Below are 14,418 nucleotides of genomic sequence, written 5' to 3'. Positions count from 1 at the left end.
GGAGAGACAATCTTGAGTGAACAACCCAACACAATTTATCTAAAAGATTACCGTGTTCCTGAATTTTTGATCGACTCAGTAGCGCTTCGTTTTGAATTGGATGAAGAGGAGACGTTAGTCTTTGCAACATTGCAGATGCGCCGTAACCCCGAATCTCATCTTCGCAACGCCCCTCTGATTTTAAATGGCGATAAAGACCTTCAGCTCAAACGAATCTGCATTAATGACCAACAGGTGCCTGAAGGCGAGTATAAGGTCACGGATGAGTCACTGACGATTGAGGTTGTTCCTGATCAATTTACTCTGCAAACGCTCTGTCGCATTCAGCCACAGCTGAACACTGCATTGGAGGGTCTCTACCGTTCGGATGGTGTCTTCTGTACCCAATGTGAGGCAGAGGGCTTTAGACGCATCACCTATTACCTTGATCGCCCTGATGTGATGTCCCTGTTTGAGACAACCATCATTGCTGATCCCGAACAGTATCCCGTGTTGCTATCCAATGGTAACGCGGTTGATAAAGGGGTCACTGATGACGGACGTCATTGGGCTACTTGGCAGGATCCACACCCCAAACCCGCCTACCTGTTTGCTTTAGTGGCGGGTGATTTAAGCTGCATTGAAGATCAGTTCACAACAGCCTCTGGACGTGAAGTTCAGCTGCAAATTTTTGCTGAACCTAAAGATCACGACAAGCTTGCCTATGCGATGGACTCCCTAAAGAGATCGATGCGCTGGGATGAAGAGGTCTATGGCCGTGAGTACGATCTTGATATCTACATGATCGTGGCCGTCGACTTCTTCAACATGGGTGCGATGGAGAATAAAGGCCTCAATATCTTCAACACCAGTTGTGTATTAGCCAGTCAAAAGACCACTACAGACCTTGGGTTTCAGCGAGTAGAGGCGGTGGTTGCTCATGAGTACTTCCATAACTGGTCAGGCAACCGTGTCACCTGTCGTGACTGGTTCCAGTTAAGTCTTAAAGAGGGCTTTACCGTCTTTCGTGATGCGGAGTTCTCGGCCGATATGAACTCGCGAACCGTGAAGCGAATCGAAGATGTGACACTGCTGAGAACGGCACAATTTGCTGAAGACGCTGGCCCCATGGCGCATGCGGTGAGACCGGAATCGTTTATCGAGATCTCAAACTTTTACACGCTGACCGTCTATGAGAAAGGCGCAGAAGTGGTGCGCATGATCCATCAGCTTTTGGGTGAAGAGACCTTCAGAAAAGGGACGGATCTCTACTTTGATCGTCATGATGGCCAGGCCGTTACGACGGATGACTTTGTGGCCGCGATGGAAGAGGCTTCAGGACGCGACTTAACACAGTTTAAACGCTGGTATTCACAAGCAGGTACTCCTGTGGTTGAGGTCTCTGATCAGTGGGATGCTGCATCAGGAACCTACCAGCTGACCTTTAAACAGAGCTGCCCAAGCACTCCAGGTCAAGATCATAAAGCACCCTTCCATATGCCCATCCGTTTTGGACTGCTCACACAGGAGGGGACGGAACTCTCTTCAGGTGTTTTGGAACTTACGGAAGAGGTACAGAGCATTAGTTTCGAAGGCCTTTCTGAACAGCCAACTCCGTCTCTGCTTCGCGGCTTCTCAGCACCGATTAAGTTGCGTTTTAACTACACGGATGACCAACTGCTGCATCTGATGCGTTTTGATACTGACGGCTTTAACCGTTGGGAGTCGGGACAGCGCTACTTAGTGAACAAACTGCAAGCAGGCATTGCGGGTGCGGCGGTCGAATCCAACGCAGCGCTTTTAGATGCTTGGCGAGCGTTACTGGAAGATGAGTCCTTAGATGAGGCGATGCTCGCTAAGTTATGCACCTTGCCGAGCGAAGCCTATCTGAGTGAATTAGCTGAGGTCATTGACGTTGAAGCGATTCACGCGACTCGTAAATCTTTTGTCAAAGCCCTAGGCAAAGCCCTAGCACCAGAGTGGTTGGCAGTCTATCAGCGTTGCACCTCTAAAGAGGCTTACCAACCAACTGCAGATCAAGTGGCTAAGCGCAGTCTGAAAAATTTAGCCTTGAGTTACCTGATCGCGGCTAACTATGAAGGCGCCATTGAGTTAGCAATGGAGCAGTTCAACAGCGCTGATAATATGACCGATCAACAGTCTGCACTGGCGGCACTGGTTCACTCTGAAGATGCCCAAGCAGCTGAACAGGCGCTTGCGGCATTCAAGCAGCAGTGGTCAGGTGAAGCGCTGGTGATGAACAGTTGGTTCTCACTGCAGGCCTGTGACTCCAAAGAGGGCGCTCTGGATCGAGTTAAAGCACTTGAAAACGATGAGCTATTTGATGCAAAAAACCCCAATAAACTGCGCAGTCTGATTGGTGCTTTTGCCAGTGCAAACCCAGTTCAATTCCATGCGCCGGATGGCTCGGGTTACCAATACTTGGCTGATTGGATCATTCGCTTGAATGAGCAGAACCCTCAAATTGCATCGCGAATGTTAACGCCTTTAACTCGCTGGAAGCGCTATACTAGTGATAAGCAAAAGTTAATGAGAGCTCAACTGGAACGCATCATGAAGCAGAAGGCGCTGTCGCCCGATGTTTATGAAGTCGTCAGTAAGAGCTTGGTGTAATAGGAGTCATTGGTATGGCTATCTCTATCGATTCTGCGATTAAGTTTGATCTGCAACAGAACTACCGTCGTTACCTGAACTTTCTAGATCAGTACGGGGCTGAAAACGATGCACTGAAAAATGCGCGAAGCTCTAAGGTCTGGATTGTTGCATTGGTGCTACTGATCTTCGCTCTAGCCTCTGATTTCTTCTTAGGCGCGAGTGCTGCTCTGTTTGGTATCTTCTTCTATCGAGTCGTGATGGCTTGGTTGGAGGTGAGAAAAGCGGAAGAGGGGCGTGAACAGGCAGAACGCTGGTTCTCGACTAAGGGGTTTAAGTTCGAAGGACGCGTACTCTTCTTCAAAGAGGACGAAATGCTGGAAGAGCCTGTAGATCCTTTTGATGAGCGAATCTACAAATAGTCTCAATCCCAAAGGGGCAGATCATTGATCTGCCCCTTTTAGTTTAAGCGTTATCCTCAAGGATCATGTCAGACGCTTTCTCTGCAATCATAGTGATCGGTGCATGAGTATTACCCGAGGTAAGGGTTGGCATCACTGAACCATCCACTACGCGCAGACCGTCAATGCCGTGCACTCTCAATCGCGCATCCACAACGGACATCTCATCACTGCCCATTTTTGCGGTGCCGACCGGGTGGAATATTGTTGTACCGACATCACCTGCGGCCTTCGCGAGCTCTTCATCCGATTGAAGCTGTGCGCCCGGTTTTAACTCAATTGGATTAAATTCACGTAAACGCTGAGTCGCCATTAGCTTGCGAGCGTGGCGTAAGCTATCTGCTGCAACCTTGCGATCGCCGTCCGTCGAAAGGTAGTTCGGTTTAATTGCTGGCGGAACATTAGGATCGGTCGATTGAATATGACAGGTACCGCGGCTCTCTGGACGCAGGTTACAGACCGAGACGGTGATAGCCGGAAACTCGTGCAGATCCTCACCGAATTTCTCAAGCGATAGAGGTTGAACGTGATACTCAATGTTCGCCGTAGCATGCTCATCCGAGGATTTAGTAAAGATACCGAGCTGACTGGGGGCCATTGACATTGGGCCTGAACGTTTTAAGAAGTATTCAGCCGCAATTTGCGCTTTACCCAACAGGGTTGACTGCCACTCATTCAGAGTTTTTGTGTTTTCAACGGTGTAGATGGTTCGCAACTGTAGGTGGTCCTGTAGGTTTTCACCGACACCAGGGAGCTCGTGCACCATCTCGATATTGTGCTCCGCTAAAACCTTGGCAGGGCCAATGCCAGAAAGCTGTAGGATTTGAGGCGAATTGATCGCACCGGCACTGAGCAGTAGCTCTTTATCGGTCGTCACGCTCGCAGCTTGCCCATTAACGATTAAATCAGCACCCACAACGCGTCTGTTTTCAATGCGCAGCTTGGTGACCTGAGCGTGAGTCATAATGGTGAGATTAGGTCGTGCTTTAACGGGGTTGATAAAGGCTTTGCGTGCATTCCAGCGAATGCCATTTTTTTGGTTAACTGGGAAATAACCTGAACCCTCATTATCACCACGGTTGAAGTCTGAGGTTTTCGGTACATCAATCTCTTCAGCCGCCTCTCGAACGGCTTCTAGAATAGGCCAGCTCAAGCGCTGCTCTTGAACGAACAGTTCCCCTTTATCATTGTGGAACTCATCAGCGGGTTGGTAGTGTCGTTCAGAGCGTTTGAAATAGGGAAGAACCTCTTGCCAGCTCCAGCCTTGATTGCCTAATGATGCCCACTCATCATAGTCACGCTCTTGTCCACGCATGTAGATCATGCCGTTAATCGAAGAGCAGCCACCGAGTACTTTACCTCGAGGGTAGATGAGTGAACGCCCGTTCAGACCCTCTTCTGCATCGGTCGAGAAACACCAGTCAGTTTTCGGATTGCCTATACAGTAGAGGTAACCCACTGGAACATGGACCCAAAACTGGTTGTCACTGCCACCCGCTTCCAGCAGAAGCACGCGGGTGTTTGGATCTTGGCTCAAACGGTTGGCTAATACACAGCCGGCCGACCCAGCGCCAACGATGACGTAATCGTAAGTTCCAAGATCTTTGACAGCAGACATGGCGTTATCCTTTCTATACTTATTGGTGTGTTCACTATCTTATGATTATTTGTGCAGTAGTTTTTGATTATTTTGCTAGTTTGCTGTGCTAAATTGCACAAATGATGGATGACAAATTGAATTGGAACGATCTGCGTTACTTTCTCGAGGTCGCTCGCGCGGGTCGTTATTTGACTGCAGCAAAACGAATGGGCGTGAACCATACAACGGTGTCGCGTCGAATAGCCGCTCTTGAAGATGCGTTGCAAACCCCACTGTTTGAGGCGGATGATAAAGGCTTGCACCTCACTCCGGCCGGTGAAGCTGTTTTGCCTCTGGCTCAACAGTGTGAAGACATTACTGTCTTGACCAAAGAGAGAGCGGCTTCAGATCAGCGATCCCTATCCGGGAACCTAAGAATTGGGGCGCCAGATGGTTTGGGAAACCTCTTTATAGCCAATCAATTAACCCATTTTGTCCATCGTAACCCTGATCTAAACCTACGCTTGGTACCCGTTCCACAGAGCCTTAACTTGATGAAGCGTGAGGTGGACATAGCGATCACATTGGAGCCCTCTGAGAGGCGGGATATTCATTGTAAGAAACTGACGGACTACCAGCTTTTTCTCTATGTAGGTCGTGAGTATCTGCAGAATAATTCCGTAGATTTAGAGGATATTGAATCGGTTAAACAGCACCCGTTTGCCGGTTATATTCCCGATATACTCTACACTGAGCAGTTAGGGTTTAACCGATTGATCGATGACCAACTGATTGAGCGCTTTCAGGGGGCAACCGTGATGTCCCAATTCCAGTTTATTGCTAATGGTGGAGGGTTTGGGGTGTTACCCCATTATATGGTGCAAGATGACCCGCGTTTTGTTCAGGTTCTGCCAAAGGAGATTAGCTTTATACGAAGCTACTGGCTGCTGACGCCACTAGAGCTGAGGCGTCGCGCCAATGTGCGTTCTATCTCAACTGAGTTAGAGCAGTTAATCGCGCAGCACAGAGATCAGTTTTTGCCGCGCTCCTGAAGGTAACGCTCGACGGTATCGACAATCGCTTGGGTTTGAGGGTCGATCTCTAGGTTGATCAGATCACCTACCTTAGCTTTGCCAAACAGTGTGCGCTCCAAGGTTTCTGGGATTAGCCAAACAGAGAAACGGTCGTCCGTTACTTGCGTCATCGTCAAACTACAGCCATTCAGTCCGACAAACCCTTTATCCAATAGATAGGGTGCCCATTGGCTCGGACGATCAAACTCAACTCGGCAATTGGTCTCTGTCTTTTCGATCGCTGTTATCGCTACTCGGTCGCAAATATGGCCCGACATTAGGTGCCCACCAATCTCATCGCCAATCTTGGCAGCACGTTCAAAATTGACCAGTGACCCGACCTGCAAATCGCCAAGGTTGGTCAGTTCTAGTGTCGATTGGATCGCATCAAACTTGGCTCTGTTACCTACAAATGAGGTAATCGTTAAACAAGTACCATTAAGTCCGACGCTGGCTCCGATCTGGAAGTTATCACAACAGTTTTCCGGGAACTCAAGCTGCAGTGTCATAAAATTATCGGCTGGGGTTAGAGCAGTGACAGTCGCCACACCTTGAACAATACCAGTAAACATTATCGATTCTTCCTTTAGCTTTAGCAGTCCGAACGCTAGCATGGGACGTAGATAAAGCAAACAGTTAAGGGTTTAACAGCATGCACATTCTTTTGACAGGCGGTACAGGGTTTATTGGTGATGCAGTCGCTAGAGCGCTCGTCGCTCGAGGTGACCGAGTCACTCTATTGATACACAAACGATCCTCGAAAGTGGCCGGTGTTCAAACAATCTCAAATTTGTCTGACTTGAACACCGCTGTCGATGCCATTGTCAATTTAGCAGGCTTACCGATCGCTGATAAACCTTGGACTCACTCGCGAAAAGTGGCCCTGCGTGCCAGTCGTGAAGGAGTTACGGGGCAGTTAGTGCGTTGGATTGCTCAACAAGAGGTTAAACCCAAGGTGCTAGTCAGTGGCTCAGCGATCGGTTTTTACGGGGCGACTCGCAGTAATCAGACGCTTTCTGAGGCGGATCAACCTCTGGTTCAAGACTTCTCCAGTGAGCTTTGCAAAAGCTGGGAGAACATTGCCTTAAGTGCTGAACAAGAGGGTGTCAGAGTGGCGCTACTGAGAACAGGCATCGTGCTTGGTAAGGGTGGCGCCCTGAAGAAGATGCTACCTGCCTTTAAACTGGGCTTAGGTGGTCGCATTGTCGACGGCCAGCAGATGATGTCCTGGATTCATCTAGACGATCAGGTCAACGCCATTCTATTTTTGATTGATAACCCTGATGCGAGTGGGCCATTCAATTTGACCTCACCTAATCCAGTCTCCAACCAAGTCTTTACAGAAGAGCTTGGCAAAGTCTTGAAGCGTCCAACCTTTTTGCCAATGCCAGCTTTTATGCCTAAGTTGATGCTTGGCAAAGAGGGGGCTGCACTGCTGACTGAAGGGTTGGCTGTGATTCCTGCGAAGTTGACTCAGCACGGATTTGATTTCAAATACCCTTCACTCGATCAGGCCTTAACCGCTGTTATCTAATCCGTTAACTTTTGGGTGAGCGTTTTTCAGACTCGAGCGTTTGAATTTGCTCCAACGAAGTCACCGCTTTATTGAGGTTTTGTTCTATTCGCTCTAAACGAGCTTCAAGCATCTGAAGGCGTCGCACCATAGCGTCTTCCCGGTCATTTTTCTCCTCTTCATCTTTTTCGATAAAAAAGACAGAGAAACTAGCGGTCAGCATTGAAAAGATCGCGATGCCAACCAAAATCAGAAGCATGCCAACGATACGCCCCTCAAGGGTGGTTGGAACAAGGTCGCCGTAGCCGACGGTAGTCATCGTGACCCAAGCCCACCAGAAGCCATCGATCGGGTTTTTAAACGCAGGATCCAGTCCAGAGATGAGGAAGGCGGCTAGGATCAGAAATCCCAGTGCGATCGCCAGAGTTACCCCTAGGTTATGCCGGCCCAACACCGAGCGAAGATCGCTAGATAGGCGTGTAAATATACTGGCAAAAATCAGCAGTCTCAGCGATCTTAAGACGCCACTTTGTAAGCCTAAAGCATTCAATAAAATCGGAATTCCGGTTAGCACGATGACCAGACTCATCCAGTTGCCTTTTAGGTATCGTAGTCTGTTGTCTACCAACGCCAACATAACCACAAGATCTAAGGCAAAAAAGCCCCAGATCACCCAGTCGTTTAAACCGATAATGGCAAGCTGTTCGTGATGGTTTGTGGTTTGAAAATACCAGTCGATCAGTATCCAAAACGCCAGAAATAGGAGTGGCCACTCAAAGAGTCGTCCCCACTGTTTGGCTCTATGGTTCTCACGGACATCAACGCCTTGGACCCCTAAAATGCCCATTAAACGGTTGTGCTTATTGTGCTGAGTCACCGGCTGATCTCCTGAATAGATAGATGAATATTATTTATGACACCGGTGACTTAAGCAAACTGTCATTCAGAATGACCACTCTGTATAATTCGCCCAACTAAAATTTCGATTGGATAATCATGTTATACGACTTAGCCCGCTCTTTGATGTTTCGCTTAGATGCCGAGAAGTCTCACGACCTTGCACTGAGCAGTATGAACTTGGCCGCCGATCTGGGTATGCCGAAGCTTCTTGGTGCGAAAATGGTGGAAGCACCAACAGAAGTTATGGGCATTCGTTTTCCAAACCCCGTTGGATTGGCGGCTGGTCTGGATAAGAATGCGGGTGCTATTAACGGTTTGGCAGCCATGGGTTTTGGTTTTGTTGAAGTCGGTACCGTGACACCTCGTCCTCAACCAGGCAACCCTAAACCTCGTCTATTCCGTATTCCTGAGCACAGCGCGATCATCAATCGCATGGGGTTTAACAACCTTGGTGTAGATCGACTGATCGAGAATGTTGAGGCGTCGAACTTTAAAGGCGTACTGGGTATCAACATTGGTAAGAACAAAGATACCCCTAATGAAAATGCGGCCGATGATTACCTAATCTGTCTGCGTAAGGTCTACCCCTACGCTACTTATATTACGGTTAACATCTCCTCCCCGAACACGCCGGGTCTTCGTGATCTTCAGCAGGGTGATAGTCTCAACCTTCTTTTGGACATGCTGAAGAATGAACAGGCCCGCTTGGCAGGTATTCACGGCAAATACGTCCCGATCGCGATCAAAATTGCGCCCGACATGGATGAAGAGGGTTTCGTAACGACCGCTAATCTTCTCAAAACTTACGAGATGGATGGTGTGATTGCGACCAATACCACCATTGAACGAGGTGGTGTAGAGAGCTCTGAATTTGCAAAAGAGGCGGGTGGTTTAAGTGGTGCTCCAGTACGCAACCTATCGACTCGTGCTATCCAAATCTTGGCACGTGAGTTGGATGGTGCTTTGCCTATCATTGGTGCTGGTGGTATCACTGAAGGTTTTGACGCTGTCGAGAAGATCGAGGCGGGTGCTAGCTTGGTTCAGGTCTACACAGGCTTCATCTACCGTGGTCCTAAACTGATCACTGAAGCGGCTGAGGCGATTCGTGATCGTCGTTTGTTGGGACACCGTTAAGCTCAACGCTTTGACACTGAATAGCCGCTATCGATTAGCGGCTTTTTTGTATTTATAGAGCAGTGTTAGCGGGATGTGGCATAAACTATGATCCTCGGGATGACGTGTCAGTCGGTCCTGGTGCTCGTCATCACTTTTGACATAGTTGGATAGGGGGAGTACCTCAATAGTCAGCTGTTTATAATCCTCGCGGCTTTTGAGTATTCGGTGTGCCTCGTCCAAGTGTTCGCGCTCTCGACTGTAGATCCCCGTTCTGTATTTGGGACCAATATCTTGGCCTTGTTGGTTGATGCTGTAGGGATCGATTATTTCAAACAAGCACTCGATCAGCTCGCCTAGCGCTATCTGTTCAGGATCGAAGTCGATCTGTACACACTCCGCATAGCCATCGTACTCAGCGTCTGTCCTATTAGACGTGCCATTGGCTCGGCCTGCTTGCGTGCTAATGACGCCAGGAATATGCCTCATGAACTCTTGGACACCCCATAGGCAGCCTCCAGCGAAGTAAATCTGTTCCATTCGTTCTGCTTAACATTGGTGTTTAACTGTGAAGTGAGGATCTTAAAACGAAAAAGGCTCCTATGGGTATCATTAGGAGCCTTACTTGATTAAATGTTGTTAGTGATAACTTGGATTGACCTGTATCGCTGAAACACCTGATTGGCCATTCCAGTGGGCTTCTCGCCCTTCGCGCCATCCTGTCATCCAGTGGCTGCGTAAGTCTGTCGTAGATACCGGACAATCTGACTGTGATTTACCCTCCAGTCCGGCAGTAAAACCGCGTTTGTATAGTGAATTGCTACGTTCTCGTTTTTGTCTTTTCATATATACGCCTCGTATTGAGTGAGTATCTGCTTTCGCAGTGATGTTTTGGCGACAACAATTGGTAGTCACAGTTTAGTAATAGACCAGATTGGCAATTTAAAGTAATTGTATTGCTCAATTTAAATTCCCCTTCTAATAGATTTAACCTTTTCGCTTCAGCAGCAAAGTCGGCTGAATCAGTAACTTACAGATGAAGCGTAATGCTTTAAAATAGGGACAATATAGCGGATGAAAATTTTTCATTTCATTCGGCGTTAACCAAATTGAGTGTTGAAATGAAACTATTCGTTACCTGCCCTAAGGGCGTTGAGTCTTTACTGCTAGCCGAGTTGAAGTCGATCGGTATAGAGGGGTTAAAAGAGACTCAAGCAGGGGTTCAGGTAGAGGGTGATCTCGCCACAGCCTACACGATCTGTTTGTGGTCACGTCTTGCAAACAGAGTACTGTTGCTATTGAAAGAGGCTGATGCGACTTCGACAGAAGCACTCTATAACGATATTAAGTCGATTAATTGGCTGGAGCACATCCGGGCTGAGGGGACTTTGGCCGTTGATTTTAACGGCCGTAATGAGTCGATCAATAACACCCATTTTGGCGCTCTTAAAGTGAAAGATGCGATTGTTGACTCCGTTCGTGAAGAGACCGGCAGTCGTCCCTCCGTTGCCAAACAGTACCCTGATCTGCGCATCAACGTTCATCTGCGCAGAACGACAGCTCAGGTAGCAATTGATCTGTCCGGTGAGAGTCTGCACCGCCGTGGATACCGACTTCAAACCGGTGCTGCGCCGCTTAAAGAGAACCTTGCAGTAGCGCTATTGATGCGTGCGGGTTGGCCCAATCAAGGTGACTTTAAACAGCTAGTTGATCCTATGTGTGGTTCTGGAACCTTAATCACTGAAGCTGCATTGATGATGGCGGATATTGCGCCGGGTCTGTTACGTCGTCGCTGGGGCTTTGATCGTTGGTGCCAACACCAGCCGTCTATCTGGCAAGAGATCTACCAAGATGCAAAACAGCGCCGTGAAGCAGGGCTAAACAGAGAGGGTTACCCTCGTCTAACTGGTTTTGATGCCGATTCAAATGTTCTGCAGCGTGCAAACAACAACGCTCAAGCCTTAGGTGTCGAGTCACTCGTCCATTTTGAACGTTGTGATCTGGCTAGCTTGTCACTTCCTTCGCCAGAAGATAAAGGGTTGTTAATTACTAACCCCCCTTATGGTGAACGATTGGGTGATCGTTCAAGCCTAAGATTTTTGTATAGCCAGCTGGGTGATTTCTTAAAAGCCCAAGCGCATCACTGGCGTGTGGGGGTGTTTACTTCGAACCCTGAGCTTGGCAAGGTGATGGGTCTGCGTGCAGACAAGCTCTACAAGCTCTTTAATGGCGCACTGCCCAGTCAATTACTGCTATTTACCGTCTACCCACAAGAGGGTGTGCCGCAAAACAGTGCAGATTCCGATTCGGATGTTGTGCACCAAGATAGTGCACCCCTGTCTGAAGGGGCGCTGATGTTAGAGAACCGACTTAAGAAAAACCTTAAACAGCTCTCTAAGTGGGTGAAACGTGAGTCAATCGAGGCATACCGAGTCTATGACGCTGATTTGCCAGAGTACGCGGTCGCAATCGATCGATACGCTGATCAGATTGTGGTTCAGGAGTATGCGCCGCCTGCGAAAGTCGATCCTGTAAAGGCCTTTAAGCGACTTCAAGATGTGATGGCCGTTGTAGGAAGAGTGTTTGCTTTGGGCACAGACTCGATTGTATTGAAACAACGCAAGCGTCAGCAGGGCAGCGATCAGTATCAACGACAGACCGAACAGGGTGAGACGCTGACGGTACAAGAGCATGGCTGTCTGTTCGAGGTCAACCTAAGAGATTACCTAGATACAGGTCTTTTCCTAGACCATCGTCCTGTTAGGCAACAGATTCAGTCTCTCGCTAAGGGTAAACGTTTCCTAAATCTTTTCTGTTACACCGCTACCGCCAGTGTCCATGCGGCTGCCGGTGGTGCGATCAGCACGACCAGTGTCGATATGTCGGCAACCTACCTCGATTGGGCCCGACGCAATTTTGAACTGAACAAACTTGACGCTAAACGTGCTGATTTTGTTCAAGCGGACTGTATTCAGTGGCTTGATCGCCCTCGTTCAGAGACCTTCGATCTCATCTTTATGGATCCACCGACCTTCTCTAACTCTAAGAGAATGTCTGACATCCTAGATGTGCAGCGTGACCACGTTATGCTGATTAAAGGGGCAATGGCGTTGCTTGAACCCGGTGGGCTTCTGATCTTTTCAAATAACTATCGCCGCTTTAAGTTGGACTACGAGCAGCTCGACGCTTTTGAGATTGTGGATACTTCTCATCGTACGATTGATCCTGATTTCAAACGTAACTCGAAGATTCACTACAGCTTTGAGATCCGCCATAAGGCATAAAATTCGTTTAATGCCCAAAGTTGGTACGTTACTTGCTAACTAATGCACAGTCTTGCAGCACGGAGTTTGCTGAAAGTGAGTGATTAGTTTTTAAGTTATTGAAAGTAGATAGAAAAAACATTTTATCTTTTTTTATTAAGCCGTCTAAAACTCATCGCATAGTCATTAAATGCACCAAAAGTGTGCATGAAATATAGAGCTGCACCCTATATGTGCATTTCTAAGCAATTTGAGGAGATTAAGGGTGGAAACGATCAACAGTGCCGTTGAAACACTGGTACAAAGTTCCAATACACTATTCATTTTGATGGGTGCCATCATGGTATTCGCGATGCATGCTGGCTTCGCATTCCTTGAGGTAGGTACTGTCCGTCATAAAAACCAGGTCAACGCACTGGTTAAGATCATGACCGACTTCGGTTTCTCTGCAGTGGTCTACTTCTTTGTTGGCTACTGGATTGCCTACGACGTCACCTTCTTTGCCGATGCAGCCACTTTAGCGGAAGGTAACGGCTATGAGTTGGTGAAATTCTTCTTCCTAATGACCTTTGCGGCAGCGATTCCTGCAATTATCTCGGGTGGTGTGGCTGAGCGTGCTCGCTTCTACCCAATGCTTATCGCAGCTGCACTCTGTGTGGGTCTAGTCTACCCGTTCTTCGAGGGCATCATCTGGAACGGTAACTACGGTTTCCAGGGCTGGCTTGAAGAGACCTTTGGTGCAGGCTTCCACGACTTCGCTGGTTCTGTCGTAGTCCACGGTGTCGGTGGTTGGATCGGCCTAGCGGCTGTTTTGGTTCTAGGTTCACGTAAAGGTCGTTACCGTAACGATCGTGTTGTGGCGTTCCCACCATCAAACATTCCATTCCTCGCTCTAGGTGCATGGATCCTATGTATCGGTTGGTTCGGCTTCAACGTGATGTCGGCTCAAACACTGGACGGTATCTCTGGTCTGGTTGCAGTCAACAGCTTGATGGCAATGGTCGGCGGCATCATCGTTGCGACCCTTCTTGGTAAGAACGACCCAGGCTTCATTCACAACGGTCCGCTTGCGGGTCTTGTTGCGATCTGTGCTGGTTCTGACGTTCTACACCCAATTGGCTCGCTGTTTGTAGGTGGTATTGCCGGTGCACTATTTGTTTGGCTGTTCACACTGGCTCAGAATAAGTGGAAGATCGATGACGTACTGGGTGTATGGCCTCTACACGGTCTATGTGGCGCCTGGGGTGGTATTGCAGCAGGTATCTTCGGTAGCGAAGCACTAGGCGGTCTTGGTGGCGTAAGCCTAGGTGCTCAGGTTGTGGGTACTCTTGCAGGTATCGCAGTGGCCTTGATCGGTGGCTTCCTGGTTTACGGTATTGTGAATGCAGTAGCGGGCATCCGTCTGGATGAAGAGGACGAGTTCCGTGGTGCGGATCTAAGTATTCACCGTATCGAAGCCACTTCGGATGATCGCAAATAAGCGATTGATCCCGTTGCTCTAGGGAACCTGCGAATAAGTCCATGGCATCTCAGGCTTACAGTCGAATTCATCATCAAGGCGTGGTTTCGAAGACCTAGCGGGCTAAGTCAAGAAAGCGCAACACAGAGGGTGGATTTGACTGTAAGCCCCCAAGGGCGTGGCCTGCAATATGCATCTACGGCGTTGCTCCTCTTGCTAAGGGCTACGGCCATTAGCGGCGAGAAGCGCCTTGTATCTGCACATTTCAGGTCTCGCTGAGATACTATGGACTTGTTCGCAGGTTCCCTTGCAACAATCACAAAAAAGCCGAGTTATTTTGAACTGACCCCCAATAGTTGGACATAACAATCCAATTATCGGGGGTCTTTTTATGTCCAGGTATAACAGAGTATTTAAACTGCAATTAGCAAAGCTTTGTGAAACTCAAAGCTCGGCGAGTTTGTC

The 14,418-nt window shown here is 48.5% G+C and carries 12 protein-coding genes; 7 read left to right on the top strand and 5 right to left on the bottom strand.

Annotated elements, in window-relative coordinates:
• The first annotated feature begins 9 nt into the window (after positions 1–9).
• Together pepN and XMA152_RS07945 are read left to right on the top strand one after the other, a co-directional pair.
• The gene (gene pepN / locus XMA152_RS07950) at positions 10–2,613 is read left to right on the top strand and encodes an aminopeptidase N (protein ID WP_173483370.1); all 2,604 of its coding nucleotides are present in this window, start codon (positions 10–12) and stop codon (positions 2,611–2,613) included.
• Positions 2,614–2,627: 14 nt separating this feature from the next.
• Entirely contained in the window at positions 2,628–3,014 is a 387-nt protein-coding gene (locus XMA152_RS07945) for a hypothetical protein (RefSeq protein WP_173483291.1), read from the top strand.
• Positions 3,015–3,057: 43 nt separating this feature from the next.
• On the opposite strand, the gene XMA152_RS07940 is transcribed toward XMA152_RS07945, so the two are convergent.
• Positions 3,058–4,671 (bottom strand): GMC family oxidoreductase, encoded by a 1,614-nt coding sequence (locus XMA152_RS07940; protein ID WP_173483290.1) that lies wholly within the window; start codon positions 4,669–4,671, stop codon positions 3,058–3,060.
• Positions 4,672–4,787: 116 nt separating this feature from the next.
• On the opposite strand from XMA152_RS07940, the gene XMA152_RS07935 reads away from it, so the two are divergent.
• Positions 4,788–5,684, top strand: a complete 897-nt coding sequence (locus XMA152_RS07935) for a LysR family transcriptional regulator (protein ID WP_173480577.1) — start codon at positions 4,788–4,790, stop codon at positions 5,682–5,684.
• Here XMA152_RS07935 and XMA152_RS07930 read toward each other — a convergent pair.
• A complete protein-coding gene (locus tag XMA152_RS07930) occupies positions 5,663–6,277 on the bottom strand; it encodes a riboflavin synthase subunit alpha (RefSeq protein ID WP_173483289.1) in 615 nt (204 codons plus the stop codon). The two genes, XMA152_RS07935 and XMA152_RS07930, sit on opposite strands and share 22 nt — an antisense overlap.
• Positions 6,278–6,357: 80 nt before the next feature.
• Here XMA152_RS07930 and XMA152_RS07925 point away from each other — a divergent pair, with 80 nt between their 5' ends.
• The gene (locus XMA152_RS07925) at positions 6,358–7,239 is read left to right on the top strand and encodes a TIGR01777 family oxidoreductase (protein ID WP_173483288.1); all 882 of its coding nucleotides are present in this window, start codon (positions 6,358–6,360) and stop codon (positions 7,237–7,239) included.
• Positions 7,240–7,243: 4 nt separating this feature from the next.
• Here the strand turns inward: XMA152_RS07925 and XMA152_RS07920 are convergent, their stop codons facing one another.
• Positions 7,244–8,095: an ion channel gene (locus XMA152_RS07920; RefSeq protein ID WP_173483287.1), complete on the bottom strand. Its 852-nt coding sequence runs from the start codon at positions 8,093–8,095 to the stop codon at positions 7,244–7,246.
• A 119-nt stretch (positions 8,096–8,214) separates the two neighbouring features.
• On the opposite strand from XMA152_RS07920, the gene XMA152_RS07915 reads away from it, so the two are divergent.
• Entirely contained in the window at positions 8,215–9,252 is a 1,038-nt protein-coding gene (locus XMA152_RS07915) for a quinone-dependent dihydroorotate dehydrogenase (RefSeq protein ID WP_173483286.1), read from the top strand.
• A gap of 27 nt (positions 9,253–9,279) precedes the next feature.
• On the opposite strand, the gene XMA152_RS07910 is transcribed toward XMA152_RS07915, so the two are convergent.
• Both XMA152_RS07910 and rmf read right to left on the bottom strand, forming a co-directional pair.
• Positions 9,280–9,771: a peptide-methionine (S)-S-oxide reductase gene (locus XMA152_RS07910; RefSeq protein ID WP_173483285.1), complete on the bottom strand. Its 492-nt coding sequence runs from the start codon at positions 9,769–9,771 to the stop codon at positions 9,280–9,282.
• A 99-nt stretch (positions 9,772–9,870) separates the two neighbouring features.
• The gene (gene rmf, locus XMA152_RS07905; protein ID WP_173480583.1) at positions 9,871–10,077 is read right to left on the bottom strand and encodes a ribosome modulation factor; all 207 of its coding nucleotides are present in this window, start codon (positions 10,075–10,077) and stop codon (positions 9,871–9,873) included.
• Between the two features lie 275 nt (positions 10,078–10,352).
• On the opposite strand from rmf, the gene rlmKL reads away from it, so the two are divergent.
• Positions 10,353–12,515 carry a bifunctional 23S rRNA (guanine(2069)-N(7))-methyltransferase RlmK/23S rRNA (guanine(2445)-N(2))-methyltransferase RlmL gene (rlmKL, locus tag XMA152_RS07900; RefSeq protein ID WP_173483284.1) on the top strand — a complete coding sequence of 721 codons (2,163 nt, stop codon included), beginning with the start codon at positions 10,353–10,355 and terminating at the stop codon, positions 12,513–12,515.
• Between the two features lie 244 nt (positions 12,516–12,759).
• A complete protein-coding gene (locus XMA152_RS07895; RefSeq protein ID WP_173483283.1) occupies positions 12,760–13,974 on the top strand; it encodes an ammonium transporter in 1,215 nt (404 codons plus the stop codon).
• The last annotated feature ends 444 nt before the right edge of the window (positions 13,975–14,418 follow it).

The organism is Marinobacterium sp. xm-a-152, from assembly GCF_013282965.1.
GTDB lineage: Bacteria > Pseudomonadota > Gammaproteobacteria > Pseudomonadales > Balneatricaceae > Marinobacterium_E.
This window is presented reverse-complemented; position numbering and strand designations above follow the sequence as displayed.